This is a genomic window from Microbacterium protaetiae (assembly GCF_004135285.1).
Lineage (GTDB): Bacteria > Actinomycetota > Actinomycetes > Actinomycetales > Microbacteriaceae > Microbacterium > Microbacterium protaetiae.
Map to the genome: position 1 here is coordinate 2,811,759 of NZ_CP035494.1, position 24,708 is coordinate 2,836,466.

Consider the following 24,708-nt stretch of genomic DNA (forward strand, 5'->3'; position numbering starts at 1 on the left):
AACTCGGGCAACAGAGGGACAACTCGGGCAACCCGAGGGACAACTCGCGGGAGGAGGGGGATGAGAGGGGGAGGAGGGGGAGGAGGGGTCAGGAGAGGGGGAGCGGCGGGACGTCGGCCGGGGTGAAGCCGAACACCGCGCCGAGGAACGCCAGCTCGGTGCGCAGCACATCGATCACCGTCTCGGTACGGCGGAAGCCGTGCGCCTCGCCCTCATACAAGACCGAAGCGTGCGGGATGCCGCGCTCGGCCAGCGCCGCACGAATGGCCTCTGCCTGGCTCGGCGGCACGACTGCATCGTCGGCGCCCTGCAGCAGCAGCACCGGCACGCGAAACCGCTCGGGATGCGACAACGGCGAACGTTCCAGGTACACGTTCTCGGCCTCGGGCAGCGGCCCGATCAGCCCGTCGAGATAGCGCGACTCGAAATCATGCGTGTCGGTGGCCAGCGCCCGCGCATCCCCGACGCCGTAGCGGGAGATCCCCGCCGCGAACACGTCGGTGTTCACCAGGGCAGCCAGCACCGTCCAGCCGCCGGCCGACCCTCCCTCGATCGCCAGGCGCGCGGCATCCGCCCGCCCTTCGGCGGCCAGGCCCTCGGCGGCAGAGGCGACGTCGTCGACATCCACGATGCCCCACTGTCCGCGCAGCCGCTCGCGATACGCGCGACCGTACCCCGTCGACCCGCCGTAATTGACATCGAGCACCCCGATGCCGCGGCTGGTGAAGTAGGCGATCTTGGCGGATGCCGCAGGCGCCGTGTGCGAGGTGGGTCCGCCGTGCACGAACACGAGGTACGGCGGACGTTCGCCTGCGAGGCCGGTCGTATCCGGGTTGGTGGGCGGGTAGTCGAAGGCGTGCACCACGCCGTGCGGCCCGTCGAACGTCGCCTCGCGCGGTCGGGGCGTCCACTCCGCTCCCCACGCCACACCGCCGCCCGCAATGCGCTGTGCCACGCCGGGGTCGTCGATGTCGATGAGCCACACCGACGGCGGGCCCTTAACGCCCGCACCGGTCACCAGCACCTTCGACCCCTGCACGTCTTCGACGGAGGCGTTGGCGGTCACATCGACGAGAAGAGGGGATGCCGCACCCGTGGCCGCATCGATGACGACGAGTTCGTCACCCCCGTTCGTTCGCACGGCCACGATGCGTCCGCCTGCCACCGGCTGGAACCACCGGGTGCCCAGCACCCAGATCGGGCCGCCCGTGTCGGCGTCGGCGGGTGCGACCGGTCGCCGCTCAAGGTCTGCCGAGACCTGCACGCGCCAGAGGTTCCAGCGACCGTCGACGTCGTCGGCGTACAGCAGCGCGTCGGGATCGACCCAGACCGGCTGCACCGGCGAGCTGTCCCCGCCGGCCACGGTCACCGCGTCGGCCACGCCGGTCGGATCAAGCCGCCCCACCCGCAGCTGCGCGCTGTCCCACGGCATGTCGGGGTGGTCCCACGCTATCCACGCCAGCCGCAGCCCGTCGGCAGACAGTGCCGGATGCGCGACGAAGTCACTGCCGCGCGTCAGCGCGAGCACAGACCCGTCGCCGACAATCTCGACGATGTCATGGGTGACCGACCCGTCACGATGTGTCTCGCGCACCGCGAGCAGCCGCCCGTGCTGCCAGGTCAGACCGCCGTAGCGCTCGCCGCGATCGGGCTCGGTGAGCCGGCGAGGTGATCCGCCGAGCGCGTACTCCCATACGCACTGGTCGCTCTTCTCGACGAAGAACAGCCGCCCGTCGGGGCTTGCCGTCCACGCGCCGCCGCCGTACTCGTGCACCCGTGAGGCCACGTTCCAGGGCGCCGGCAGCAGAACCCCGTGGCGGCGCGACAGCACCGTCATCCGGCCACCCTCGGCCGGCACCGACTGCCCCCACCACACATCGTCGCCGACGAAGCGCGCGCCCTCCAGACGCGGGGCGGAAGACGCCGCCAATTCGGCGGTGATCGGTGACGGCCACGTGCCGTAGGGGAGCGCAGAAGACATGGTTCCACGCTAGTCTGCGGCATCCCGCTACAGGCCCTGAAACCGTCCCTCTGGCCATATACCTCTGTCGATATGGACCTCGCAACAGTGCGTCATACCGCGTGACGAGCGGGGCGGATGCCTCTACGGTGGACCCATCGTCGCCCGGGGTTCGCCCGGGCAGGAGCGACAGCCGAGCCCGGCACCCGCCCGCACACTCCGCGCACTCGTGCGCGGTCGCGGCCGCCTGGCCTTTCGCCCTTGCCCATCGAACAGGAAACCCCATGACCCTCGCCGACGATCTGCAGCGCACCTCGCCGATCGTGCCGTTCTCGTTCGAGGTGTACCCGCCTCGCACGCCGGCGTCGACGCTCGCGTTGCACGACACGCTCACGCGGCTGGCCGAGGCCGGGCCCCGGTTCATCTCCGTGACCTACGGCGCCGGTGGCTCGACCGGAGGTGCCTCGCTGGAGGTCCTGCGGTACTTGCGCACGCACACCGAGGTCGAGCCTCTGGCGCACCTGACGTGCGTGGGCAACACTTATACGGGAGCGGCCGGACTTATCCGGGAGTTCCTGGATGCCGGCATCCGGAGTTTTCTCGCCCTGCGTGGCGACCCGCCCGTCGGTGCCGAAGAGGGCGACAGTTTTCTCGGCGACCTGGAATCGGCCGCGCAGCTCGTGCAGCTCATCGATCGGGTGCAGGCCGAGCGCGCGCCATATGCCGAAGCCGGCATCAACGGTCTGCCTCGCGCGGCCCGGGTTGTTCCCGGTGAGCCTGTCGAGATCGCCGTGGCCGCCTTTCCGAACGGCCATCCGCGCTCACGCCACCCGCGCGAGCACATCGATGCGCTGCTGGCCAAGCAGGCGGCCGGCGCCACCTTCGCCATCACGCAGCTGTTCTTCCACGCCGACGATTACCTCGGCTTCGTCGATCGCTGTCGCGCCGCCGGCGTGACGATCCCCATCCTGCCCGGCATCATGCCCGTCACCTCGCCGGCGCGGCTGGCCCGCGTGCTGGCGCTGACCGGTCACGAGGTGCCCGCCGAGCTGTCCATCGATCTGCAGATCGAGCCCGATCCGGCACGGCAGCGGGCTATCGGTGTCGCCTACGCCGCCCGCCTGGCCGCCGAGGTCGTGGCCGGCGGCGCCCCCGGCGTGCACCTGTATGCATTCAACAGCCATGAAACCGTCCTCGCCGTCTTGAGCGAGGCCGGAATCCCGACCACCATCCAGAAGGAGACCGCACGATGACCGCATTCCCCGCCGGGACGATCCTCGGCTACCCCCGCATCGGCCGCCGCCGCGAGCTCAAGCGTGCCGTGGAGGCGCACTGGGCCGGCACCCTCGACGAAGCCGCGCTCGAGACGACGGCCGCTGATCTACGCAGGGCCACCCGCGAGCGTCTGGCCGAGCTTGGCCTCGGCAAGGACGACTCGTCGATCCCTGAGTCGTTCTCCTACTACGACCAGGTGCTCGACGCGGCGGTGGCTGTCGGGGCGTTGCCCGACCGCTTCGCCGACGTGCGCGAGAGCGACGGCTCGATCGGTCTGCGCGCGTACTTCGCCGCCGCGCGCGGCGACAGCGCGCACGCGCCGCTGGAGATGACGAAGTGGTTCGACACGAACTACCACTACCTCGTTCCCGAGATCGCCCCCGATACCGTGTTCGCGCGCTCGGGCGATCGGTTCGTGCGGCAGGTCGCCGAGGCGCGTGCCGAGGGATTCACCACGCGTCCTGTCGTGGTCGGCCCGGTCACGCTGCTCGCGCTGGCAAAGCCCGCCGAGGGCGCGCCCGACGGCTTCTCGCCGCTGGACCGTCTCGACGACCTGCTGCCGGTCTACGTCGAGCTGCTGAGCGCTCTGCGCGCCGCGGGGGCGGAGTGGGTGCAGCTGGACGAGCCCGCGCTGGTCAGCGAGACGCTCGATACGACCTCGGCTGACCTGGCGCGTGCCGCCGAGCGCGCGTATGCGGTACTCGGGGGTGCGACCGACCGCCCCCAGGTGCTGGTGGCGTCCGGGTATGCGCAGCTGTCGAACGAGAGCTGGCGTGCGCTGGCGGCGGCACCGATCGAGGCCATCGCCGTCGACCTCACCCGTGGCGGCGTGCCCGAACCGCTGCCGGGACTTCAGGCGAAGACGCTCGTGGGCGGTGTGATCGAGGGGCGCAACATCTGGCGCGGCGACCTCGAGCGCGCGTGGACGACGCTCGAGCGTCTGGGCGGTCTGGGGGCGGCAGGGGTCGCCGTGGGCACGTCGACGTCGCTGCAGCATGTTCCGCACGACGTGGCCGACGAGCCCGACCTCGACCCGCGTCTGGCGTCGTGGCTCGCATTCGCCGATCAGAAGGTGGATCAGGTTGCGATCCTCGCCCGGGGGCTTGTCACCGACCGTACGCAGATCGAGAACGAGCTGAACGCCGCCACGGCGGCACTGGCCGACCGCACCGCCGCCGACGGGGTGCGCGATGGAGCGGTGCGACCGCGCGCGGCCGCCCTCGACGCTACCGCGTTCACCCGCGGCCCGCAGGAGGAACGGGATGCCGCACAAGAGGCCCTGGGGCTGCCGCTGCTGCCGACCACCACGATCGGTTCGTTCCCGCAGACCGGCGAGATCCGTCGCGCCCGTGCCGCCCACGACCGCGGCGAGCTGTCCGCGGCCGATTACGAGGATGTGCTGCGTCTGGAGATCACCTCGGTGATCGGGCTTCAGGAGGAACTGGGGCTGGATGTCCTCGTGCACGGCGAGCCCGAGCGCAACGACATGGTGCAGTACTTCGCCGAGAACCTCGATGGGTTCGCGGTGACGCGCAACGGGTGGGTGCAGTCGTACGGGTCGCGTGCGACGCGTCCGTCGATCCTCTGGGGTGACGTGTCGCGACCGGCGCCGATCACTGTGCGTTGGTCGCAGTTCGCCCAGGACCTGAGCGAGAAGCCGGTCAAGGGCATGCTCACCGGCCCGGTCACCATCCTCGCCTGGTCGTTCGTGCGCGACGACCAGCCGCTGGCCACGACCGCCAACCAGGTCGCACTGGCCCTGCGCGATGAGATCGCCGACCTCGAGGCGGCGGGCATCCGCATCATCCAGGTCGACGAGCCGGCATTGCGCGAACTGCTGCCGCTGAAGAAGTCCGACCAGCCCGCGTATCTCGACTGGTCGGTCGCATCGTTCCGCCTGGCCACGGCGGGGGCGGATGCTGCGACCCAGGTGCACACGCATCTGTGTTACTCGGAGTTCGGCGTGGTCATCGACGCCATCTCGGCTCTGGATGCCGATGTCACCTCGATCGAGGCGGCCCGCAGCCGTGGCGAGGTCATCGCCGACATCGCCGAGTCGGGCTTCGCGCGGGGGATCGGGCCCGGCGTGTACGACATCCACTCTCCGCGTGTGCCGCAGGTCGATGAGATCGTCGATCTGCTCGAGCAGGCCGTCGCCGCACTCCCGGTGCGCCGGGTGTGGGTCAACCCCGACTGCGGTCTGAAGACGCGTGCCTACCCCGAGACGGTGGCGGCGCTGGGCAACCTCGTCGCCGCCGCCGAGCGAGTGCGTGAGGGGCGCCTCGTGCAGGTGTAATCGTGTGATCGACGCGAAGGGGCCCGGGCATTGTGCCCGGGCCCCTTCGCATGCCTGTCTCAGATGGCGCGCAGTACCGCCACGACCTTGCCCAGCACCACGGCGTCGTCGCCGAGGATCGGCTCGAAAGCCGAGTTGCGGGGGAGGAGCCAGGTGTGCCCATCGCGCTGCCGGAAGGTCTTCACCGTCGCCTCGCCATCGAGCATCGCGGCGACGATGTCGCCGTTCTCTGCCGTGTTCTGCGAGCGGACGACGACCCAGTCGCCCGAGCAGATGGCCGCGTCGATCATCGACTCGCCCTGCACCTTGAGCATGAAGAGGTCACCCTTGCCCACGAGTTGACGCGGCAGGGGGAAGATCTCTTCGATCTGCTGCTCGGCGGTGATCGGCACGCCCGCCGCGATCTGGCCCACCAGAGGCACCAGCGCCGCGTCGCCGACGGCGGGAACGGTGTCGGCGGGGTTCTCGGTCGACGCGCCGGGAAGGTCGATGAGGATCTCCATCGCGCGCGTCTTCCCCGCGTCGCGGCGCAGGTAACCGCTCAACTCGAGTTGGTTGAGCTGGTGGGTCACGCTCGACAGCGACTTCAGCCCGACCGCATCGCCGATCTCACGCATGCTCGGCGGATACCCATGCCGGGTGATGGAGCGCTGGATCACCTCGAGAATGGCCATCTGCTTGTCGCTCAGGCTCTTGCGCCGCCGCGTCTGCCGCCGTGGCTTGTTCTCGCGTGACGCCACCGCCGCGGCGTCCTGAGATGCATCGCCCATGTCAATTCCCGTCCCGCCGCTCGCGCAGCTTCTTCGAATGTCGGAGGTCGGTGATGAGGTGTCCTCATCGAAACGGTATCCCGTTCCGGACCCGGATCGTCGTCAGCACGCGGGCGTGTCGCCTTCGAGTCGATTCGGAACCGGATGCCACTTGACAGTCTATAACATCGAATGTACATTCGGAACAGAGATTCGGTACGGGGGTTCCCGGCCGAACCCTCGCACCGAATCTCTCCACAGCATCAGGAGGAGTCATGGTCACCATCGCCCCGACGGCACCGACCGCCACTCGACTGCGGGTCACACGCCGCGGCCGTCGCGTTCTCGCCGCACTCGTCGCCCTCCCGGTCGCGGCCGCCATCGCGGCGGCGGCGATCAGCTCGGGGTCGGCTTTGGCCTCTCGCGACGCGGGTGCCCCGTCGGGCACGTTCACGACCGTGACGGTGTCGGCGGGCGATTCGCTGTGGGGCATCGCCCAGCGCATCGCCCCTGAGGCAGACCCGCGCGACGTGGTCGATGCGATAGTGCGGTTGAACGCACTCGACGGTGTGTCGATCACCCCAGGCGAGCAGTTGTCCGTTCCGCAGGAATACGCGCCCGCGCGGTGATGGTGCCATCCGGCTCTACGATGGAGCGGTGAGCCCTCGATTAGAAGACTTGCCCCTTCGAGACGATCTGCGTGGCATGAGCCCCTACGGCGCGCCGCAGGCGCGTGTGCCGGTGGCGCTGAACGTGAACGAGAACACGCATCCGGTTCCCAAAGAGGTCGCCGACGACATCCTCGATGCCGTGGCGCTCGCGCTGCGGGATGTGAACCGCTATCCCGACCGCGAGTTCACCCAGCTGCGCGAGGCGTTCGCCGAATACTTGGGGCATGGGTTGACCCGCGAGCAGCTGTGGGCCGCCAACGGGTCGAATGAGGTTCTGCAGCAGGTTCTGCAGGCCTTCGCGGGACCGGGCCGCACGGTCTTCGGCTTCGCGCCGACGTACTCGATGTACCCGCTGCTGGCCCGCGGCATCGGCAGCCGGTGGGTGGCGGGGGAGCGCGGCGTCGATTTCACACTCGATGCCGACTCGGCCGCTGCGCAGGTGGCCGAGGCGCACCCCGACGTGGTGTTGCTGTGCTCACCGAACAATCCGACCGGCACCCCGATGCCCATCGACGTGATCGAGCGCGTGTACGAGTCCACCGACGGCATCGTTGTGGTCGACGAGGCGTACTGGGAGTTCGCGCCGCGCGACGAGCGCTCGGCACTGACGCTGTTGCCTGGCCGAGAGCGGTTGGTCGTCTCGCGCACGATGAGCAAGGCGTTCGCCTTCGCCGGGGCGCGCGTGGGCTATCTGGCGGCCGATCCGACCGTCGCCGACGCACTGCGCTTGGTCCGGCTGCCGTATCACCTCAGCGCGCTGACACAGGCGGCGGCAGTGGCGGCGCTGGCGCACGCGCCGACGATGCTCGCCACGGTCGATGACATCGTCGCCCAGCGCGACCGCATCTCGGCGACCCTCGAGGCGCTGGGCTACAAACCGTTCGAGTCATGGACGAACTTCGTGCTCTTCGGAGGTGTCGAAGACCCGGCTGCCACCTGGCAGGGGCTCTACGAGCGCGGCGTGCTGGTGCGCGACGTCGGCCTGCCGCGCACGCTGCGGGTCAGTGCCGGAACCGAGGAGGAGACCAGCGCGTTCCTGGACGCATTGGCCTCGATAGACTCGGCCTCATGAGCAGCGCCCACCCTCGCACCGCATCGCACACCCGCAGTACGAGTGAATCGACGGTCGAGCTGCAGCTCGACCTCGACGGCACCGGAGCCGGCAGCATCGACACCAGCGTGCCGTTCTTCGACCATCTGCTCACGGCGTTCGCCAAGCACTCGCTGACAGACCTGACCGTGCGCGCCTCGGGCGACACCGACATCGACGTGCACCACACCGTCGAAGATGTCTCTATCGTGCTGGGCCAGGCCATCGGCGAGGCGCTCGGCGACAAGAGCGGTATCTCCCGCTTCGGCGACGCCCTCGTTCCGCTCGACGAGGCTCTGGCCCAAGCTGTCGTCGACATCAGCGGGCGTCCCTTCCTGGTCCACGACGGTGAACCTGCCGGTTTCGAGCTGCACCTCATCGGTGGCCATTTCACGGGTTCGCTCGTGCGGCACTCCTTCGAGGCGATCACTTTCCACGCCGCCCTGACCACGCACGTGCGCGTGCTGTCCGGTCGTGATCCGCATCACATCGCCGAGGCGGAGTTCAAGGCGTTCGCCCGCGCGTTCCGGCAGGCCAAGGCGCTCGATCCTCAGGTACGCGGCATCCCCAGTACGAAGGGCGCGTTGTGAGCGACAGGCCGCTGGTTGCCGTCCTCGACTACGGATCGGGCAATGTCCACTCGGCGGTGAAAGCCCTCGAGACCGCCGGTGCCGACGCGCGACTGACAGCCGACCGGCACCTCGTGCAAGATGCCGACGGCCTGGTCGTCCCCGGGGTGGGGGCCTTCGCCGCGGTGATGGACGCCCTGCGCGCTATCCGCGGCGATGAACTCATCGACCGGCGGCTGGCCGGTGGCCGGCCGGTGTTGGGCATCTGCGTCGGGATGCAGGTGCTGTTCGGGCGCGGGGTCGAGCGTGGGGTCGACACCGAGGGGCTCGGGGAGTGGCCGGGTGTGGTCACCGAGCTCGACGCGCCGCTGCTGCCGCACATGGGCTGGAACACCGTGCGACCGGATGCCGGCAGCCGCCTTTTCGCGGGCATCGAGAACGAGCGCTTCTATTTCGTGCACTCATATGGCGCTTCCGCATGGAACCTGCAGACGCAGCCGCCGTTCCCCGCGCCCGTGCTGACGTGGTGCGATTACGGCGCGACGCCGTTCCTGGCGGCCGTCGAGAACGGGCCGCTTGCCGCGACGCAGTTCCACCCCGAGAAATCGGGTGAGGCCGGCATCCGGCTTCTCACGAATTGGATCGACGGCCTGGCCCGGGCTACTGTGTGACCTCGTGCCCAGTGATTTTGCCGCCACACCCGAACTGATCCTCCTCCCCGCCGTCGACGTGGCAGACGGCAAGGCCGTCCGCCTCACCCAGGGCGAAGCGGGAAGTGAGACCGACTACGGTGACCCCGTCGACGCCGCGCTGGCCTGGGCACACCAGGGGGCGAAGTGGGTGCACCTGGTCGACCTCGATGCCGCATTCGGTCGTGGCAGCAACGCGGGAGTCCTGCGCAAGGTGATCCGTCAGCTCAAGGGCGTGCAGGTCGAGCTGTCCGGCGGCATCCGCGACGACGCGTCGCTCGAGGCCGCCCTCGAGTCCGGCGCCGCCCGGATCAATCTCGGAACCGCTGCTCTGGAGAACCCGGAGTGGGCGGCCGATGTGATCGGCCGCTACGGCGACGCGATCGCGGTCGGGCTCGACGTGCGTGGCACGACGCTGGCCGCCCGTGGGTGGACGCGCGAGGGCGGCGACCTGTGGACCGTTCTCGACCGGCTCGAAGACGCCGGGTGCAGCCGCTACGTCGTCACCGATGTCACCAAGGACGGCACACTGCGCGGTCCCAACCTCGACCTGCTGCGCCGGTTGACCGAGCGCACGCCGAAACCGGTCGTCGCCTCCGGCGGCGTCTCCAGCCTCGACGACATCGCCGCCCTGCGCGAGCTCGTGCCGCTGGGCGTCGAGGGCGCGATCATCGGGAAGGCGCTCTACACCGGGGCCTTCACGCTCGCTGAGGCGCTGGATGTCGCACGCGACTGACGACGGGTGCGCCCACGACCCGCACACCACTGATTCGGCGGGAGTTCCCTGGGCGGGGCGCGCGTTCCGTGCCAATGCCCATGCGGGTGATGACGGGTCGGCCGATCCCGCGCTACTGGCGGCACTGACCGCCTTCCACGACGGCACCGGCGATCCGGTGGAGGTGGTCGATGCTTATCGCACAGCCCGCCTGCTGATTCCGCTGGTCGCCGAGAAGGGCGATGAGGGCACCGGTCCCACGGGGCTGCCGGTGGACAAGACGCAGGAATTGTCCATCGTCACCGTGGCTGCCCCCGACGGCCGCCGCGTGCTGCCGGTGTTCACGTCGGTGCAGGCCATGGGACGGTGGGATGCCGCGGCCCGTCCGGTCCCCGTCGAGGCTCTCCGCACGGCGCTGGCCGCCGTCGACGACGACACCGATCTGATCGTCATCGACCCCGGCTCGCCGACCGAGTTCGTTCTGCGCAGGCCCGCGGTGTGGGCGATTGGACAGCAGATCCCTTGGGAACCGGGATACCGCAGCGCCGAGGTGTACACGGGGCTGCAGGAGAGTGTCGCCCGAGAGCTGACAGTTCTCGATCTCGCCGTCGCCGACGGCGACCCACACGCCCGTCTGCGCGGCCCCGAGGTCGTGGTGCGGCTCACCCTTGTCGACGGCCTGGATCGTCAACAGCTGGATGCGGTCCTGGCTCGCCTGGCCAAGCGCTGGGCCGCCGACGACCGCATAGCAACGCTCGTCGATTCGCTGAGCGTCAAGCTCACCCGCTGACGGCGGGGCCGGTCCCGCGAACCGGCGCGGCCGGCGCGGGACTGGCAGCGAGACCCGTCAAGAGACCGGGCCGGTCCATTTCTCGCCGGGAGCCTGTCCGATCGGGTCGGGCACCACCGACGCCTCGCGGAAGGCGAGCTGCAACGAGCGCAGGCCGTCGCGCAGGGGCGCCGCGTGGGCACTGCTGATCTCGGGGGAGCCCGCCGTGATAAGGCCCGCGAGGGCGTTGATGAGCTTGCGTGCCTCGTCGAGATCCAGCTGTGCCTCGGGGTCGTCGGCAAGGCCCAGCTTCACGGCAGCCGCGCTCATCAGATGCACCGCGGCGGTGGTGATGATCTCCACCGCCGGCACGTCCGCAATATCACGAGTGGCCGCCGTCGCGCGCTGCTCCTGCTCTTCCCATCGCGCCTGCCGCGCGGCATCGTCGTCCAAAGGGGCACCAGTCGTGTTCACGTCGCTCTCTCTGCTAAACTAGGTGGGTTCCGGGCACTGCGCCCGGTGCGAAAGAGGATCACATCCCACCCGCGCATGCCGTTCCAGGCTACCGGGTCGTTGCACTCCGCCGCGTTCGCGCGGCAGCCAGGGTGCGGAGCCGGTGCCCACGCACCGTGCGGGTGGAGTGGCGCCTCTGCCCGTGACGCATCCCGCGTCGCGGCATCCACCGCACGAAGAGGAGTTCCGCATCAGCGATCCCCGCACCAACGAGCGCATCCGCGTCCCCGAGGTCCGACTCGTCGGTCCCAACGGCGAGCAGGTCGGCGTCGTCGCCATCCAGGTTGCGCAGCGTCTGGCTCAGGAGGCAGATCTCGACCTCGTCGAGGTTGCGCCCAACTCGAAGCCGCCCGTGGTCAAGATCATGGACTACGGAAAGTTCAAGTACGAGGCCGCGCAGAAGGCCAAGGAAGCGCGTCGCAATCAGGCCAACACCGTGCTGAAAGAGGTCCGGTTCCGCCTGAAGATCGAGGCGCACGACTACACGACCAAGCTCAAGCGCGCCGAGGGCTTCTTGCAGACCGGCGACAAGGTCAAGGCGATGATCCTTTTCCGCGGTCGTGAGCAGCAGCGCCCCGAGCTCGGTGTGCGCCTGCTCAAGAAGTTCGCCGAAGACGTGGCCGAGTTCGGCGCTGTGGAGTCCAATCCGCGCATCGACGGTCGCAACATGGTGATGGTGATCGCGCCGCACAAGAACAAGTCCGAGGTCAAGACCGAGCAGAACGCCCAGCGCGCCGCGAACAAGCAAGCGGCACGGCAGGCCAAGGCCGGCGCCTCGAACGCCCCGGCGGACACGGCCGAATAGGCCCCCCACGCTCCCGTCTGAAGCGGGATACCCCTTCCCGCCCCGGCGGGATGCACACACGAAGGAAGAGATATGCCGAAGCAGAAGACGAACTCCGGCGCCAAGAAGCGCTTCAAGGTCACCGGCAGCGGAAAGATCATGAAGCAGCAGTCGGGCATGCGCCACAACCTCGAGGTCAAGTCCAGCCGTCGCACGCGGCGGCTGAACAAGGACGAGACGATCGCGCCGGCGAACGCGAAGAACGTCAAGAAGCTCCTCGGGCGCTGAGAGCCCCGACCGCACGTTAGGAACGAAACGAAATGGCTAGAGTCAAGCGGGCCGTCAACGCCCACAAGAAGCGTCGCGTCATCCTCGAGCGCGCCTCCGGTTACCGGGGACAGCGCTCGCGCCTGTACCGCAAGGCGAAGGAGCAGGTCACCCACTCGCTCGTCTACGCGTACCGTGACCGCCGTAAGCGCAAGGGCGACTTCCGCCGCCTGTGGATCCAGCGCATCAACGCCGCCAGCCGCCAGAACGGCCTGACCTACAACCGCTTCATGCAGGGACTGCGCCTTGCTGAGGTGCAGGTCGACCGTCGCATGCTGGCCGATCTCGCCGTCAACGACCAGGCCGCCTTCGGCGTGCTCGTCGAGGCCGCAAAGAAGGCGCTGCCCGAGAATGTGAACGCCCCCAAGGCGTGAGCTGATCTTCCCGAGCGGGCGTCCCTCTTCCGAGGGGCGCCCGTTTCTCATGTCCCGCCCGCCCCGCGCGCCGCGCGCGCCCGCGCCGCGCCCCGACCCCGCGCCCCGTTTCGCCGAGACAGGGGATTCCTGCCGAGACCCAGGGCGACGCCCCCTGTTTCGGCAGGAATGCCTTGTCTCGGCGACTGGCCTGCCGGCATGGTCGGCGTCGGCCGGGGAGCCGCGCCCGTCCGCCGGGGAACGCGCCCGCGCCGCGCCCCGCCCCGCCCCGCGCCCCGCGCCCATTTCGCCGAAACAGGGGATTCCTGCCGAGACCCAGGGCGACGCCCCCCGTTTCGGCAGGAATGCCTTGTCTCGGTGACTGGTCTGTCGGCATGGTCGGCACCGGCCGGGGAGCCGCGCCCGTCGGCCGGGGAGTCGCGCCCGCGCCGCGCCCCATTTCGCCGAAACAGGGGATTCCTGCCGAGACCCAGGGCGACGCCCCCTGTTTCGGCAGGATTCCCTTGTCTCGGTGACTGGTCTGTCGGCATGGTCGGCACCGGCCGGGGAGCCGCGCCCGTCGGCCGGGGGTTGCGCGTTTCGCCGAAACAGGGGATTCCTGCCGAGACCCAGGGCGACGCCCCCTGTTTCGGCAGGATTCCCTTGTCTCGGTGACTGGCCTGCCGGCATGGTCGGCACCAGCCGGGGAGCCGCGACGGCCGCGGGGCCGCGTCGGCCGGGGAGCGGCGACGGTGGGGGAGCGCGCCCGACGGGCGGGGTGCGCCGCCCGTAGACTGGGCGGGTGCTCGAGAATCCCCGATCCGCGCGCGTGCGCACCGTGGCCAAGCTCGCCAAGAGACGCACTCGCGACGAGACGGGGCTCTTTCTGCTCGAGGGGCCGCAGGCCGTGCGCGAAGCGCTCCGGTACCGGCCCGAGGGAATCGTCGAACTGTATGTCACGCCCACGGCCGCCCAGAAGCATCCCGATCTGAGCGAGCGTGCGGGCGAGGCGGATCTCGAACTCGTCTATACGACCGAGCAGGTGCTCGACTCCATGGCCGACACCGTGACCCCACAGGGGGTGATCGCGGTCGCGCGGCAGTTTCCGGTGCGCATGCGCGACGTGTTCGCGGCATCCCCGCGTCTTGTCGCCATCTGCGAACAGGTGCGCGATCCGGGAAACCTCGGGACCATCATCCGCGCCGCCGATGCGGCCGGCGCCGACGCTGTGATCCTCACCGGGCGCACGGTCGATCCGTTCCACCCGAAGGTGGTGCGCGCCACCACCGGTTCGCTGTTCCACGTGCCGCTGGCTCTCGGCGGCGAAGTGGGGGATGCCGTCACCGCTGCCCGCGCGGCGAGTCTGCGTGTGATCGCCGCCGATGTGAAGGGCGACGATCTGCTCGCGGCGCGCGAGAGTGGTGTGCTGGCACCGCCGACGGCGTGGCTGTTCGGCAATGAGGCGCGCGGGCTCGACGACGATGCGCTCGGTCTGGCCGACATCGCTTTGCGACTGCCCATCTACGGCCGCGCCGAATCGCTGAATCTGGCCACAGCCGCCAGCGTGTGCCTGTACGAGACGGCCTTCGCGCAGCGCGCCTCGGTTACGGAACGGTAAATCTGCCGCGCCCTTGTCGCGAATCAGCTGTGTGGTTCCCTAGTGTGGACTGCATGACGATTCCCGAAGACGCGGCTCCGAAGACGTCGAACATCAGTGTTCGTCGTGGCGACCCGCTGGTTGTGGTCTCGGATGTCCAAAAGCACTACGGCGACTTCCAGGCGCTGAAAGACATCAACCTCACGGTCAATCGCGGCGAAGTCGTCGTCGTGATCGGACCTTCCGGTTCGGGCAAGTCGACGCTGTGCCGCACCATCAATCGGCTCGAGACGATCACCAGCGGCACCATCACCATCGACGGAAACGAGCTTCCCAAAGAGGGGAAGGGCCTGGCGCAGCTGCGCAGCGACGTCGGCATGGTGTTCCAGTCGTTCAACCTGTTCTCGCATCTGACCATCCTCGACAACGTCACGCTCGGACCGATCAAGGTGCGAAAGATGAAGAAGACGGATGCTGAAGCCCAAGCACGCACGCTGCTGGAGAGGGTCGGGGTCGCACAGCAGGCAGAGAAGCTGCCCGGCCAGCTCTCGGGTGGTCAGCAGCAGCGCGTGGCCATCGCGCGGGCGCTGGCGATGAACCCCAAGGTGATGCTGTTCGACGAACCCACGAGCGCTCTCGATCCGGAGATGATCAACGAAGTGCTCGACGTCATGGTCGAGCTTGCCCAAGAGGGCATGACGATGATCGTCGTCACGCACGAGATGGGCTTCGCCCGCAAGGCCGCCGATCGCGTCGTGTTCATGGCCGACGGCCAGATCGTCGAAGAGGCGACCCCCGAGGAGTTCTTCACCCATCCGACCTCGGACCGGGCCAAGGATTTCCTCTCCAAGCTGCTCACGCACTGACCTGCACCCCCCTCACAAAGGAGAGACACATGCGCAAGACACGCATCATGGCGAGCCTGAGCCTCGTCGCGGCGGCGGCGATAGCCCTCACCGCGTGCAACAGCGGCACGCCCGGCACGACCGGAGACGGCGGCAACGGCGGCGACGGTGGCGGCAGCACGCCGTGGACGGTTGCCACCGATGTCGACCTCACTGGCAGCCCGACCTTCGATCGCATCCAGAAGGCCGGCAAGGTCGTCATCGGCGTCAAGGAGGATCAGCCGGGGCTCGGCTACCTCGACACCACAACGGGAATCCGCAGCGGTTTCGACATCGACATCGCACGCTGGATGGCGGCCTCGCTCGGCTATGACGAAGAGAAGATCGACTTCAAGCCGATCGCCTCGGCGAACCGTGAGCAGTCCATCGTGAACGGCGACATCGACTTCTATGTCGGCACGTACTCGATCACCGACAAGCGCAAGGAACTGATCTCCTTCGCCGGGCCGTACTTCATCACGGGCCAGGGTCTGCTGGTGGCAAAGGACAACGACAAGATCACGGGCAAGGACTCCCTGACCAAGGACGACGTGGTGTGCTCGGCCACCGGCTCGACCTCGATCCAGCAGATCAAGTCGCTGACCCCCGCACAGACCAAGGAGTACGACACCTACTCCACCTGCGTGCAGGCGCTGCTGCAGGGCCAGGTCGACGCGGTCACGACGGATGAGGCGATTCTGCTCGGCTATGCCGCACAGGACCCCGACAACCTGAAGACAGTCGGTGACGTGTTCACCGAGGAGCGCTACGGCATCGGCCTGACCAAGGGCGACACCGCGTTGCAGACGTTCTTCAACAACACTCTGACCGACGGTAACGACGTGTGGCAGAAGATCTTCGACAACAACCTCGGCAAGTCCGGCGTGACGGCCGAGCAGCCGAAGGTCGACCCGGTCGGCTGAGCTGATTAGCCGGGCGGCGACCCCGTGGTCGCCGCCCGGCATCCACTGGTCACGACGGGAGGAGAGACGGCATGGGCGGCGTCAGTCAGCTGTGGTTGCAGGCCATTGAAGGAACGTTGATCCTGTTCTTCGCGGGCGGGGCGATCGCCCTCGTCTTGGGCGTCATCGTCGGGGCCATGCGCGTGTCGCCGGTGCCCATCGCCCGCGCGGTGGGCACGGTGTACGTGAACTGGATCCGGAACACTCCTCTCACGCTGGTGATGTTCTTCTTCGCCTTCTGCATCCCGATCCTTCTCGCGCAGCGGTTCAATGCGCTTCTGCCGGCCACGATCGCACTGGGGATCTATACGGCGACGTACGTCGCCGAGACATTCCGGTCGGGCGTGAACACGGTCCCTGTGGGGCAGGCCGAAGCGGCCCGCGCTCTGGGGCTCACTTTCGGCCAGGTGATGAGCCAGGTCGTCATGCCGCAGGCGTTCCGTTCTGTGGTCCCTCCCATGATGAGCGTGCTCATCGCGCTGCTGAAGAACACGACGGTAGCGGCCGGCTTCTCGGTGTTGAACCTGGGGTCGGTCACGGCATATCTCAGCGAGCACCGTGAGGCCACCGCCGGTGGGAACATCTTCATCGCGATGTTCACCGGCGAGAACCAGTTGATGACCCTGATCCTGATTGCCGCGATCTTCGTGGTTCTCGTGCTGCTGCTGGCCTGGTTGCAACGCGTGCTCGAGCGGAAGTGGAGGGTCGAGCGATGAGTTCCGTCCTGTATGACGTGCCCGGCCCCAGGGCCGTGCTGCGCAACCGCATCCTCGGGATCGTGACGATCCTCGTGGTGCTCGCCCTCATCGGGTTGACCATCTGGCGACTTGTCGCGACGGGCCAATTCACCGCCCAGAAGTGGTCGATCTTCAGCTACACCCGCATCTGGACGCTCTTGCTGGAGGGGCTCTGGCATACGCTCTCGGCGTTCATCGTCGCAGCCATCGGTGCGCTGGCGCTGGGATTCATCCTCGCGGTCGGCCGGATATCGGATCACGCCTGGTTGCGAGTGCCGGTCGGCTGGATCGTCGAGATCCTCCGGGCCATCCCGGTGCTGATCTTCATGATGCTGATGTACTTCGGCCTTCCGGTGGTGGGGGTCAGGGTCACTCCGTATGTCGCGGTGGTCGTCGCCCTCATCGCCTACAACGGCTCGGTCCTGGCCGAGGCGCTGCGCGCCGGTGTGGAATCCCTCCCGCGGGGACAGAAGGAAGCCGGCTACGCCATCGGGCTGCGCAAGAACGGTGTCGTGCGGCTGATTCTGCTTCCTCAGGCAGTAAGGGCCATGATGCCGGTGATCATCTCGCAGCTGGTCGTGGCGTTGAAAGACACTGCCCTCGGGTTCATCATCACGTTCCCCGAGTTGCTGTATGTCATCAAACTTCTGGGCAACCAGGTGCCCTTCGGGTCTCCGCTCGTGCCTGCGGCGATCGTCGGCGGCTCGATCTACATCGCGTTGTGTCTGCTGCTCTCGTACGTCGCGTACCTGGTCGAGAAGCGCACGCGTCGCTCGCCGAAGCTGCGTCAGCCTCCTCGTCCTCTCGCGGGCGCCGGCGGCGACGCAGCCACGATGACCGAACGCATCGCCGTGCAGCGGGGCACCGGAAAGCACGACGCCACTTCGCTCTGACCGGCCGTCGCCGCGCGCCCCGGTAGACTCGACTCTCGTGTCCGACGAGGTTTCTGAGATCACCCCTGAGGCGGTGGATGCCGCGGTCGACGCCGCGCTGGAAGCCATCGCCGCTGCCACCGATACCGCCGCGCTGAAGGCCGCGCGCGCCGCGCATTCTGCCGAGGGCTCGCCGCTGGCCAGGCTCAACGCACGCATGCGCGAGGTGCCGCCCGAGCGCAAGGCCGAGTTCGGCAAGCTCATCGGGCAGGCCCGCGCCCGCGTCAACCAGGCCTTCGTGGCCCGCGAGGCAGAGCTGGAAGCGGCCGAGACCGCCGCGAGGCTGGAAGCCGAACGCGTGGATGTCACGGCACTGGCTTCGCGCGCGCGCGTCGGGGCGCGGCATCCTCTCACTCTGCTGCAGGAGGAGATCGGCGACATCTTCATCGGCATGGGCTGGGAGGTGGCCGAAGGACCCGAGCTCGAACACGAGTGGTACAACTTCGACGCGTTGAACCTCGACCCTGACCACCCGGCGCGGCAGATGCAGGACACCTTCTACGTCGACCCGCCCGAGCGGCATCTCGTGATGCGCACGCAGACCAGTCCGGTGCAGATGCGCTCGATGCTCACGCGCGAGCTGCCGATCTACATCGTCTCGCCCGGCCGTGTGTTCCGCACTGACGAGTACGACGCCACCCACCTGCCGGTGTTCACGCAGGTGGAGGGTCTGGTCGTGGACAAAGGCATCACGATGGCGCACCTGAAGGGCACCCTCGACCACCTCGCCCGGCAGCTGTTCGGCGCCGAGGCCAAGACCCGCCTGCGCACGAACTACTTCCCGTTCACCGAGCCTTCCGCTGAGTTCGACCTGTGGCATCCCACCTTCAAGGGCGGCGCGCGCTGGATCGAATGGGGCGGCTGCGGCATGGTCAACCCGAACGTGCTGCGTGCGGCGGGCATCGACCCCGAGGTCTACAGCGGCTTCGCGTTCGGCATCGGCGTCGAACGCGCGCTCATGTTCCGCAGCGACGTGCAGGACATGCGCGACATGGCCGAGGGCGATATCCGTTTCAGCGAGCAGTTCGGGATGGTGGTGTGATGCGCGTCCCGCTTTCGTGGCTGCGTGAATATGTCGATGTGGCCCCGGATGCCACGCCGGAGGACGTGCTGGCCTCCCTGGTGAACGTCGGCTTCGAAGAAGAGGACGTGCACCGTTTCGAGGTGTCGGGCCCGGTCGTGGTCGGCCAGGTGCTCTCGCTCGAGCCCGAGCCGCAGAGCAACGGCAAGACCATCAACTGGTGCCAGGTCGACGTCGGTGAGCAGGGCGGCGGCGTGCGCGGCATTGTGTGCGGTGCGCACAACTTCGGTGTCGGCGACAAGGTCGTGGTGACACTGCCCGGTGCCGTGCTGCCAGGGCCCTTCCCGATCGCGGCACGCAAGACCTACGGGCACGTCTCCGACGGCATGATCGCCTCGGCGCGCGAGCTGGGTCTGGGCGATGAGCACAGCGGTATTCTGCGGCTGGCCGATCTCGGCATCGACGCACCGGTGGGCGCCGACGCGATAGCGCTGCTCGGGCTCGACGACGTTGCCGTCGAGATAAACGTCACCCCCGACCGCGGTTATGCGCTGAGTCTGCGCGGCGTCGCTCGTGAATACGCGCACGCCACCGGCGGCGCATTCCGCGACCCGGGCGACCGGCCGTGGCACGAGCTGGCGCAGCCCGAGGGAGGCTTCCCGGTCGCCGTCGTCGACGATGCGCCCATCCGCGGCAAGGTCGGGGCCACCGAGTTCGTCGCACGCGTGGTGCGCGGGGTGGATGCCGCAGCCCCGACACCACCCTGGATGATCGCGCGCCTGGTCCTGGCCGGCATCCGCTCGATCTCGGTGCTCGTCGACATCACCAACTACGTGATGCTCGAGCTGGGCAACCCCATCCACGGGTACGACCTCGACAAGCTGACCGACGGCATCACGGTGCGCCGCGCCCGGCCGGGCGAGAAGCTGGTCACCCTCGACGACCAGGTGCGCGAACTGCACCCCGAAGACCTTCTCATCACCGACGGCTCCGGTCCCATCGGCCTGGCCGGCGTCATGGGCGGGGCCGCGACCGAGATGGGCCCGCAGACGCAGAACGTCCTCATCGAGGCGGCCGTCTTCGACCCGGTCACCATCGCGCGCACGGCGCGGCGGCACAAGCTGCCCAGCGAGGCCTCCCGCCGGTTCGAGCGCGGCGTCGACCCGCTCATCCCGTTCATCGCCGCCCGGCGCGTGGCCGACCTGATGGTGGAGCTTGCCGGCGGCACGCTCGATGTCGAGGTCGGCGGTGCGCTGTTCGCGCCATACGAACGCGAGTCTGTGGCACTGCCGAAGCCGTTCGTGCCGGGTCTGATCGGTGTGGACTACCGCGACGACGAGATCACCTCTGCCTTGGAGATGGTCGGTTGCGAGGTGTACGACGCCGGCGACGGGCAGTGGCTGGTCACCCCGCCCTCGTGGCGGCCCGACCTGACCGACACCTGGACGCTGGCCGAAGAGGTCGCGCGCATCCACGGTCTGGACCGAGTGCCCTCGGTTCTGCCCACCCCGCCGGCCGGACGCGGGTGGACCGAGAACCAGAAAGCTCGTCGACGCATCGCCAACGCCCTGGCGGCTGCCGGTTTCGTCGAGACACCCTCGTTTCCGTTCACGACGGCTGCGCAGAACGATCTGCACTCCTCGGCCACGGGCGAGCACCTGCCCAGCGTCACTCTCGCCAACCCGCTCGACGGGCACGCCCCAGCGCTGCGCCGCTCGCTGGTTCCGGGACTGCTGCAGGTCGCGCACCGCAACCTGTCGCGCGGCTTCACCGATCTCGCGCTGTTCGAGCTGGGTGCTGTCTTCCTGCCCGAGCCGGGGGTCGACTACGGCACCGCCACGGTTCCCCCACTCGCCCAGCGGCCCGATGACGCGACGCTTGCCGCCCTCGACGCGGCGTTGCCCGCCCAGCCGCGCCACGCCGCTCTGCTGCTGACGGGCAACCGGGTGGCCAAGCAGCCTGGTCAGGTCGCCGAGCAGGTCGCGTTGTCTGACGCGCTGGATGCGGTGCGGGTCATCGCCGCGGCCGCCGGCGTGCAGATCGACGTCGCCCAGGCACAGCGTGCCGCGCTTCATCCTGGCCGCACGGGGGCGCTCATCGCCGGCGATCGCGAGATCGGTTACGTCGGAGAACTGCTGCCCGGAGTGGCCGCCGACGCCGACCTCGGCGGACGGGTGTACGTCGCCGAACTCGACCTGGACGCACTGCTGGCAGCAGCCGGTGCCCCGGTGGCCGCGGCATCCCTCTCGACCCACACCGCCGCGACGCAGGATGTCTCGCTCGTCGTGCCGATCGAGGTGTCGGCCGGGCAGGTGCGCCAGGCGCTGGTCGACGGGTGCGGAGCGCTGCTGGAGTCGGTGCGGCTGGTCGACGACTATCGGGGACCGGGAGTGGCGCAGGGCACGAAGAGCCTGACGTTCGCCCTGCTTTTCCGTGCTGCCGACCGCACCCTGACCTCGGCCGAGGCGAGCCAGGCGAAACTGCAGGGCGTCGAGGTGGCCGCCGAGCGATTCGGAGCCAAGATCCGGGACTGACCCGCACGGGCCGCCACTATGCTCGGGGTCGTGACTGATGCACCCGCGCTGCAGTTGAGTGGACTCGTCAAGCGTTTCGGTGACAAGGTCGCCGTCGCCGGCATCGACCTGCAGGTGCCCGTCGGCTCGTTCTTCGGGTTGGTCGGACCCAACGGTGCCGGCAAGACGACCACCTTGTCGATGGCCACGGGGCTGCTGCGTCCCGATGCCGGAAGTGCGGCTGCGCACGGCATCGACGTGTGGCAAGACCCCGTCGGTGCCAAACGCATCATCGGCAACCTCGCCGACGGCGTGCGATTGTTCGACCGGCTCACCGGCGAACAGCTTCTCACCTACACGGCGATGATGTTCGGCATCCCTCGGGCCGAGATCGGGCCGCGGGTGGACGATCTGCTCACGATGATGGATCTGCGCGCAGCGGCCGGCACGATCGTCGCCGACTATTCGGCCGGAATGACCAAGAAGATCGCCCTGGCGTGTGCGCTGGTGCATGCCCCTCGTCTGCTCGTGCTCGACGAGCCGTTCGAATCGGTCGACCCGGTCTCGGCCGCCAACATCGAAGACGTGCTGCGCGGCTACACCGCCTCGGGCGGGTCGGTCATCGTCTCGAGCCACTCGATGGACCTCGTGCAGCGCATGTGCGATCACGTCGCCATCATCGCGGGCGGCCGGGTGCTGGCCGCGGGCACCATCGACCAGGTGCGCGACGGCGAGAGCCTGCAAGACCGCTTCGTCGCCCTCGTCGGCGGCCGACACACCACACAGGGGCCCGCGTGGTTGCGACAGTCCTGAGGCTGCGATACCGAGTGCTGGCCAATACCCTCAGCCGCAATCCGTGGCAGCTGGTCGGATTCGTGTTCGGCATGCTGTGGGCGGCCGGGGCCCTTCTGCTGCTGGTGATCGGTCTTGTGGCGCTGGCCATCTGGCAGGGGCCCGAACAGGCGCGCGTGGTGGCGGTTCTGGGCGGGTCGCTCTTGGTGCTGGGCTGGGTGGTGGGGCCGGTGATCATCGCAGGTGCCGACACGAGTGTGGATGCCGCGCGGCTGGCGCCGTTCCCGCTCACCATGCGCCAACTCATGCTCGCGCTGGCAGGCACCGGCCTGACCGGTATTCCCGGGATCGCCACCACGGTGGCCGCGCTGGCTGCGATGGTGCTCTGGGTGCGTCGTCCGGCTGCGGCCGTGGTGGCCGTCGTGTGCGCGGCGATCGGCGTGCTGATCTGCGTGCTGGCGAGCAGGCTGGTGACCACCCTGGCCAGCGGGCTCGGTGCCGGGCGGCGCGGCCGAGAACTCGTGGGCACCGTGGTGCTGGCGCTGGTGATCCTGAGCGGACCGATCATCACCGGCGCCATGGCGCTGCTCGACGCGGGTGACGCACCCCTGCAGCGGCTCTGGCAGGCGGCGGGAATCCTGGGCTGGACGCCGTTGGGCGTCGCGTGGGCCGTTCCCGCCGACGTGGCGGCAGGGGCGTGGCTGGCGGCAGCGGTCAAGCTGGTGATCGCCGTGGCCTCCATCGTCCTGCTGTGGATCGCCTGGGGCGCGGCACTGCGCGCGTCGGTGAGCGCGCCACCGCGCCGCTCCACCCGTGCGGCGAAGGCGGGCGCGTTGGGCCTGTTCGGCCGCATGCCCACCGGCGGTGTCGGAGCCACCTGGGCGCGCTCCCTGACCGCGTGGCTGCGCGATCCCCGCTATCTGCGGCAGCTGATCCTGGTTCCGCTGATGCCGATCGTTTTCGCCTTCACCGGCGGTGTGGGCAGCACTCTTTTCGCCGCATCGGGCGCGGTGGTCGCCTTCCTGGTCTCGATCGTCGGTTACACCGACGTCTCCTACGACGGCACCGCGTTCGCGACCGTCCTGGCCAGCGGTGTGCGGGGGCGGCACGATCGGCTGGGCCGACTGCTCGGCGCGGCGTGCGTCGGAGTTCCCGCCATCCTCGTGGTGGCGTTCGTCACGGTGGCAGTCAGCGGAGCCTGGCAGCTGCTGCCGGCGGTGCTCGGCGCCTCTGTGGCCCTCATGCTGAGCGGCTACGCGGTGTCGGCGGTCTCGTCGGCCCTGATCGTCTCTCCGGTGGCAGCTCCCGGCGACAGCCCGTTCAAGACGGTGCCGGGCCAGACGTTCGTCAACGGTCTTCTGGTGTTCGTCGTGATGGCGGGGGTGGTCGTGCTCGCAGCGCCTGCGGTGGTGCTGGCGCTGATCGGAGCGATCGCGGGCCAGACGCTGCTGGCATGGCTCTCGCTGCCGGTGGCCGTCGTGGTGGGGGTGGCCGCGATGATCGCGGGCGTGGTGATCGGTGGGCGCATCCTGGATCGCACCGGTCCCGATCTGCTGCAGCGCATCAAGGCGTTCCCGGTCGGATGACCGGTCGGGCGTACGGTGGGGATATGCCCGAGACGATGACGCTCCACGCTCCCGATGGGGAGCCCTTCGCCGCCTACCTCGCACGTCCTGCCCAGCAGCCCCGCGGCGGACTGGTGCTCATCCACGAGATCTGGGGGCTCACCGATCACATCATCGACGTGGCCGACCGGTTCGCCGCCGAGGGATACGTCGTGATAGCCCCCGACATCCTCAGTCATGCCGGCGTCGAGCCGGCACTGGGCCAGGAGCTTTTCGCACTGATGAACTCGAAGGACGAGGGGGCGCGCACGGCCGGTCAGCCGCGCATGCGCGAAGCGCTGGCAGCCAGCCATGCGCCCGAATACGCTGCCTGGGCGACCGGCGCACTGACCGCCGCCGTCGACCACCTCGACGAGCAGCCGGGCGTGGACGGACGGATCGGTGCGGTCGGCTATTGCTTCGGCGGCACCTACGCCTTCCTGCTCGCCGCGGCCGATGCACGCGTGCGCGCTGTCGTCCCGTTCTACGGCACGGCGCCCGACGCCGAACGCATCCAGAACATTCAGGCCGCCGTCCTCGCCTTCTACGGCGGCACCGACACGGCCCTCATGCAGGCGCTGCCTGTCGTCCGCCAGGACATGACGGCCTCCGGTGTCGATTTCACCCCGGTGGTCTACGACCGCGCGGCGCACGCGTTCTTCAACGACACCGGGGCGCGTTACGACGCCGACGCTGCCGCCGATGCGTGGCAGCGGACGATGGCGTTCCTCGCGCTTCATCTGTGACACGCGATTTGCGGATGCCGCATCCCGGCCGCTATCGTCGGGCCATGCCTTCGGCCGCGAACCTCGAGCTGCTCCCCGTGAGCCTCGGTCGCGCGCGCCGACGTCTGGGCGACCGCCGACTGTAGGCGACCCCGCACTCCGCTCCGGCGGGTGAGGTGTC

At 69.0% G+C, this 24,708-nt stretch carries 24 protein-coding genes; 21 read left to right on the forward strand and 3 right to left on the reverse strand.

Going from position 1 to position 24,708, the window contains the following annotated elements:
* Window positions 1–88: 88 nt before the first annotated feature.
* Window positions 89–1,981, reverse strand: a complete 1,893-nt coding sequence (locus ET475_RS13000) for a dipeptidyl-peptidase 5 (RefSeq protein ID WP_129390989.1) — start codon at window positions 1,979–1,981, stop codon at window positions 89–91.
* 263 nt (window positions 1,982–2,244) lie between these two features.
* On the opposite strand from ET475_RS13000, the gene ET475_RS13005 reads away from it, so the two are divergent.
* The gene (locus ET475_RS13005) at window positions 2,245–3,213 is read left to right on the forward strand and encodes a methylenetetrahydrofolate reductase (RefSeq protein WP_129390992.1); all 969 of its coding nucleotides are present in this window, start codon (window positions 2,245–2,247) and stop codon (window positions 3,211–3,213) included.
* The gene (metE, locus tag ET475_RS13010; protein WP_129390996.1) at window positions 3,210–5,531 is read left to right on the forward strand and encodes a 5-methyltetrahydropteroyltriglutamate--homocysteine S-methyltransferase; all 2,322 of its coding nucleotides are present in this window, start codon (window positions 3,210–3,212) and stop codon (window positions 5,529–5,531) included. The genes ET475_RS13005 and metE overlap by 4 nt, the downstream gene beginning before the upstream one ends.
* Window positions 5,532–5,590: 59 nt before the next feature.
* On the opposite strand, the gene lexA is transcribed toward metE, so the two are convergent.
* Window positions 5,591–6,301 carry a transcriptional repressor LexA gene (gene lexA / locus ET475_RS13015; RefSeq protein WP_277985757.1) on the reverse strand — a complete coding sequence of 237 codons (711 nt, stop codon included), beginning with the start codon at window positions 6,299–6,301 and terminating at the stop codon, window positions 5,591–5,593.
* Window positions 6,302–6,555: 254 nt separating this feature from the next.
* Between lexA and ET475_RS13020 the strand changes: the two genes are divergently transcribed.
* The 6 genes from ET475_RS13020 to ET475_RS13045 all read left to right on the forward strand — a co-directional run bounded on the left by ET475_RS13020 (window position 6,556) and on the right by ET475_RS13045 (window position 10,804).
* Window positions 6,556–6,909 (forward strand): LysM peptidoglycan-binding domain-containing protein, encoded by a 354-nt coding sequence (locus ET475_RS13020; protein WP_129391000.1) that lies wholly within the window; start codon window positions 6,556–6,558, stop codon window positions 6,907–6,909.
* A 76-nt stretch (window positions 6,910–6,985) separates the two neighbouring features.
* The gene (locus ET475_RS13025) at window positions 6,986–8,023 is read left to right on the forward strand and encodes a histidinol-phosphate transaminase (protein WP_242497637.1); all 1,038 of its coding nucleotides are present in this window, start codon (window positions 6,986–6,988) and stop codon (window positions 8,021–8,023) included.
* Window positions 8,020–8,631 carry an imidazoleglycerol-phosphate dehydratase HisB gene (gene hisB / locus ET475_RS13030; protein WP_129391006.1) on the forward strand — a complete coding sequence of 204 codons (612 nt, stop codon included), beginning with the start codon at window positions 8,020–8,022 and terminating at the stop codon, window positions 8,629–8,631. Before ET475_RS13025 ends, hisB begins: the two co-directional genes overlap by 4 nt.
* Window positions 8,628–9,281 carry an imidazole glycerol phosphate synthase subunit HisH gene (gene hisH / locus ET475_RS13035; protein ID WP_129391009.1) on the forward strand — a complete coding sequence of 218 codons (654 nt, stop codon included), beginning with the start codon at window positions 8,628–8,630 and terminating at the stop codon, window positions 9,279–9,281. The genes hisB and hisH overlap by 4 nt, the downstream gene beginning before the upstream one ends.
* 4 nt (window positions 9,282–9,285) lie before the next feature.
* Window positions 9,286–10,035, forward strand: coding sequence for a bifunctional 1-(5-phosphoribosyl)-5-((5-phosphoribosylamino)methylideneamino)imidazole-4-carboxamide isomerase/phosphoribosylanthranilate isomerase PriA (gene priA / locus ET475_RS13040; RefSeq protein ID WP_129391011.1), 750 nt, complete (start codon window positions 9,286–9,288; stop codon window positions 10,033–10,035).
* Window positions 10,019–10,804, forward strand: coding sequence for an SseB family protein (locus ET475_RS13045; protein ID WP_129391014.1), 786 nt, complete (start codon window positions 10,019–10,021; stop codon window positions 10,802–10,804). Before priA ends, ET475_RS13045 begins: the two co-directional genes overlap by 17 nt.
* Window positions 10,805–10,861: 57 nt before the next feature.
* Here the strand turns inward: ET475_RS13045 and ET475_RS13050 are convergent, their stop codons facing one another.
* The gene (locus ET475_RS13050) at window positions 10,862–11,236 is read right to left on the reverse strand and encodes a DUF1844 domain-containing protein (protein WP_129393963.1); all 375 of its coding nucleotides are present in this window, start codon (window positions 11,234–11,236) and stop codon (window positions 10,862–10,864) included.
* Between the two features lie 202 nt (window positions 11,237–11,438).
* Between ET475_RS13050 and infC the strand changes: the two genes are divergently transcribed.
* The 13 genes from infC (at window position 11,439) to ET475_RS13115 (ending at window position 24,548) form a co-directional block, all read left to right on the forward strand.
* Entirely contained in the window at window positions 11,439–12,101 is a 663-nt protein-coding gene (gene infC, locus ET475_RS13055; protein WP_340638619.1) for a translation initiation factor IF-3, read from the forward strand.
* Window positions 12,102–12,173: 72 nt separating this feature from the next.
* The gene (gene rpmI / locus ET475_RS13060; protein WP_129391017.1) at window positions 12,174–12,368 is read left to right on the forward strand and encodes a 50S ribosomal protein L35; all 195 of its coding nucleotides are present in this window, start codon (window positions 12,174–12,176) and stop codon (window positions 12,366–12,368) included.
* 32 nt (window positions 12,369–12,400) lie between these two features.
* The gene (gene rplT / locus ET475_RS13065; RefSeq protein WP_129391020.1) at window positions 12,401–12,781 is read left to right on the forward strand and encodes a 50S ribosomal protein L20; all 381 of its coding nucleotides are present in this window, start codon (window positions 12,401–12,403) and stop codon (window positions 12,779–12,781) included.
* A gap of 781 nt (window positions 12,782–13,562) precedes the next feature.
* Window positions 13,563–14,378, forward strand: a complete 816-nt coding sequence (locus ET475_RS13070; RefSeq protein ID WP_129391022.1) for a TrmH family RNA methyltransferase — start codon at window positions 13,563–13,565, stop codon at window positions 14,376–14,378.
* Between the two features lie 53 nt (window positions 14,379–14,431).
* On the forward strand, window positions 14,432–15,223 hold the full coding sequence (locus tag ET475_RS13075) for an amino acid ABC transporter ATP-binding protein (RefSeq protein WP_129391025.1): 792 nt from the start codon (window positions 14,432–14,434) through the stop codon (window positions 15,221–15,223).
* 29 nt (window positions 15,224–15,252) lie between these two features.
* Window positions 15,253–16,164 carry a glutamate ABC transporter substrate-binding protein gene (locus ET475_RS13080; RefSeq protein WP_129391028.1) on the forward strand — a complete coding sequence of 304 codons (912 nt, stop codon included), beginning with the start codon at window positions 15,253–15,255 and terminating at the stop codon, window positions 16,162–16,164.
* Window positions 16,165–16,235: 71 nt separating this feature from the next.
* Window positions 16,236–16,919 carry an amino acid ABC transporter permease gene (locus ET475_RS13085; RefSeq protein WP_129391031.1) on the forward strand — a complete coding sequence of 228 codons (684 nt, stop codon included), beginning with the start codon at window positions 16,236–16,238 and terminating at the stop codon, window positions 16,917–16,919.
* Complete coding sequence (locus tag ET475_RS13090; protein WP_129391034.1) at window positions 16,916–17,833, forward strand: amino acid ABC transporter permease; 918 nt, start codon at window positions 16,916–16,918, stop codon at window positions 17,831–17,833. Before ET475_RS13085 ends, ET475_RS13090 begins: the two co-directional genes overlap by 4 nt.
* A 37-nt stretch (window positions 17,834–17,870) precedes the next feature.
* A complete protein-coding gene (pheS, locus tag ET475_RS13095) occupies window positions 17,871–18,914 on the forward strand; it encodes a phenylalanine--tRNA ligase subunit alpha (RefSeq protein WP_129391037.1) in 1,044 nt (347 codons plus the stop codon).
* On the forward strand, window positions 18,914–21,427 hold the full coding sequence (pheT, locus tag ET475_RS13100; RefSeq protein ID WP_129391040.1) for a phenylalanine--tRNA ligase subunit beta: 2,514 nt from the start codon (window positions 18,914–18,916) through the stop codon (window positions 21,425–21,427). The genes pheS and pheT overlap by 1 nt, the downstream gene beginning before the upstream one ends.
* Before the next feature lie 18 nt (window positions 21,428–21,445).
* Entirely contained in the window at window positions 21,446–22,219 is a 774-nt protein-coding gene (locus ET475_RS13105; protein ID WP_129391043.1) for an ABC transporter ATP-binding protein, read from the forward strand.
* Window positions 22,201–23,784 (forward strand): hypothetical protein, encoded by a 1,584-nt coding sequence (locus ET475_RS13110; protein WP_129391046.1) that lies wholly within the window; start codon window positions 22,201–22,203, stop codon window positions 23,782–23,784. The genes ET475_RS13105 and ET475_RS13110 overlap by 19 nt, the downstream gene beginning before the upstream one ends.
* 23 nt (window positions 23,785–23,807) lie before the next feature.
* A complete protein-coding gene (locus tag ET475_RS13115; protein WP_165310922.1) occupies window positions 23,808–24,548 on the forward strand; it encodes a dienelactone hydrolase family protein in 741 nt (246 codons plus the stop codon).
* Window positions 24,549–24,708 lie beyond the last annotated feature (160 nt).

Excerpts from the sequence above, each read along its gene's own strand:
- ET475_RS13085 (WP_129391031.1), top strand. The coding sequence starts at position 16,236 with ATGGGCGGCGTCAGTCAGCTGTGGTTGCAGGCCATTGAAGGAACGTTG.
- rpmI (WP_129391017.1), top strand. The coding sequence starts at position 12,174 with ATGCCGAAGCAGAAGACGAACTCCGGCGCCAAGAAGCGCTTCAAGGTC.
- ET475_RS13005 (WP_129390992.1), top strand. The coding sequence starts at position 2,245 with ATGACCCTCGCCGACGATCTGCAGCGCACCTCGCCGATCGTGCCGTTC.
- ET475_RS13025 (WP_242497637.1), top strand. The coding sequence starts at position 6,986 with ATGAGCCCCTACGGCGCGCCGCAGGCGCGTGTGCCGGTGGCGCTGAAC.
- pheT (WP_129391040.1), top strand. The coding sequence starts at position 18,914 with ATGCGCGTCCCGCTTTCGTGGCTGCGTGAATATGTCGATGTGGCCCCG.
- metE (WP_129390996.1), top strand. The coding sequence starts at position 3,210 with ATGACCGCATTCCCCGCCGGGACGATCCTCGGCTACCCCCGCATCGGC.
- ET475_RS13000 (WP_129390989.1), bottom strand. The coding sequence starts at position 1,981 with ATGTCTTCTGCGCTCCCCTACGGCACGTGGCCGTCACCGATCACCGCC.
- ET475_RS13045 (WP_129391014.1), top strand. The coding sequence starts at position 10,019 with ATGTCGCACGCGACTGACGACGGGTGCGCCCACGACCCGCACACCACT.
- ET475_RS13105 (WP_129391043.1), top strand. The coding sequence starts at position 21,446 with ATGCTCGGGGTCGTGACTGATGCACCCGCGCTGCAGTTGAGTGGACTC.
- ET475_RS13020 (WP_129391000.1), top strand. The coding sequence starts at position 6,556 with ATGGTCACCATCGCCCCGACGGCACCGACCGCCACTCGACTGCGGGTC.
- ET475_RS13075 (WP_129391025.1), top strand. The coding sequence starts at position 14,432 with ATGACGATTCCCGAAGACGCGGCTCCGAAGACGTCGAACATCAGTGTT.
- lexA (WP_277985757.1), bottom strand. The coding sequence starts at position 6,301 with ATGGGCGATGCATCTCAGGACGCCGCGGCGGTGGCGTCACGCGAGAAC.
- hisB (WP_129391006.1), top strand. The coding sequence starts at position 8,020 with ATGAGCAGCGCCCACCCTCGCACCGCATCGCACACCCGCAGTACGAGT.
- ET475_RS13115 (WP_165310922.1), top strand. The coding sequence starts at position 23,808 with ATGCCCGAGACGATGACGCTCCACGCTCCCGATGGGGAGCCCTTCGCC.
- rplT (WP_129391020.1), top strand. The coding sequence starts at position 12,401 with ATGGCTAGAGTCAAGCGGGCCGTCAACGCCCACAAGAAGCGTCGCGTC.
- ET475_RS13080 (WP_129391028.1), top strand. The coding sequence starts at position 15,253 with ATGCGCAAGACACGCATCATGGCGAGCCTGAGCCTCGTCGCGGCGGCG.
- ET475_RS13090 (WP_129391034.1), top strand. The coding sequence starts at position 16,916 with ATGAGTTCCGTCCTGTATGACGTGCCCGGCCCCAGGGCCGTGCTGCGC.